Source organism: Streptomyces sp. NPDC001851 (assembly GCF_040297165.1).
Lineage (GTDB): Bacteria > Actinomycetota > Actinomycetes > Streptomycetales > Streptomycetaceae > Streptomyces.
On the sequence record NZ_JBEOYR010000080.1, the window covers coordinates 1 to 1,308 of the forward strand.

The window sequence follows — 1,308 nt, forward strand, 5'->3', positions numbered from 1 at the left end:
ATCACGGGGAAGTGGAACGCCATGTGGCACTCGTCGCCGCCGGAGGCGTAGTCGCCGAAGTAGTCGACGACGTCCTCGGGCCACTGGTTGGCCTCCGCCAGCAGCACGGTGTCCGGGTACATCGCGTCGATCTCCTTGCGCACCCGCCGCAGGAACGAGTGGGTCGCCGGGAGGTTCTCGCAGTTGGTGTCCTCCTCCGCGTACAGGTACGGCACCGCGTCGAGGCGGAATCCGTCGATACCGAGGTCCAGCCAGAAACGCAGCGCCGCCAGGATCTCCTCCTGCACGGCCGGGTTCTCGTAGTTCAGGTCCGGCTGGTGCGAGAAGAAGCGGTGGAAGTAGTACTGGCCGCGCACCGGGTCGAAGGTCCAGTTGGAGACCTCGGTGTCGACGAAGATGATCCGGGCGTCCTCGTACTGCTTGTCGTCGTCGGCCCACATGTAGTACTCCCCGTACGGGCCGCCGGGGTTCTTGCGGGACTCCTGGAACCACGGGTGCTGGTCGCTGGTGTGGTTCATGACGAAGTCGATGATGACGCGCATGCCGCGCTGGTGGGCGGCGTCCACGAACTCCACGAAGTCGGCGAGGTCACCGAACTCCGGGAGCACCGCGGTGTAGTCGGAGACGTCGTAACCGCCGTCCCTGAGCGGTGACTTGAAGAACGGCGGCAGCCACAGACAGTCGACCCCCAGCCACTGCAGATAGTCGAGCTTGGCGGTCAGGCCCTTCAGGTCGCCGACGCCGTCGCCGTCGCTGTCCTGGAAGGAGCGGACCAGGACCTCGTAGAAGACGGCGCGCTTGAACCACTCCGGGTCCCGGTCCTTGGCAGGAGTGTCCTCGAAAGTGTCCAGTACGGGTTCGTTGACGGTCATGACGCTGAGGGCCCTCCGATCTGGGGCGTCGCCCGCCCGACGTGGAGCACGTGCGCCGGCGCGCTGCCGGGCGTCAGGCGCACGTAGTTGGTCCTGCCCCAGTGGTACGTCTCACCCGTCAGTTCGTCGTGCACGGACAGGGCGGCGTGCCAGTCCAGGCCGAGTTGCGGCATGTCCAACGAGACCGTGGCCTCCTGGGTGTGCTGCGGGTCGAGATTGACGACCACGATGACCGTGTCGGTTCCCGTGCTCTTGCTGTAGGCGAGCACGGCGTCGTTGTCGGTCTGGTGGAAACGGAGGTTCCGCAGGCGCTGGAGCGCGGGGTGCTGCCGGCGGATGGTGTTGAGCCTGGTGATGAGCGGTGCGATGGTCCGGCCCTCGCGTGCCGCGGCCTCCCAGTCCCGTCGCTTGAGCTGGTACTTCTCCGAGTCCAGGT

General features: G+C 66.5%; 2 protein-coding genes. Both read right to left on the minus strand.

The annotated features are described in order from the left end of the window. Positions 1–872 (minus strand): alpha-amylase family glycosyl hydrolase (locus ABT171_RS41600; RefSeq protein WP_351252152.1); only part of this gene is annotated, 872 nt, incomplete at its 3' end. Next, the coding region (locus tag ABT171_RS41605) for an alpha-glucosidase C-terminal domain-containing protein (protein WP_351252154.1) at positions 869–1,308 on the minus strand (440 nt) is incomplete at its 5' end. The genes ABT171_RS41605 and ABT171_RS41600, both read right to left, overlap by 4 nt.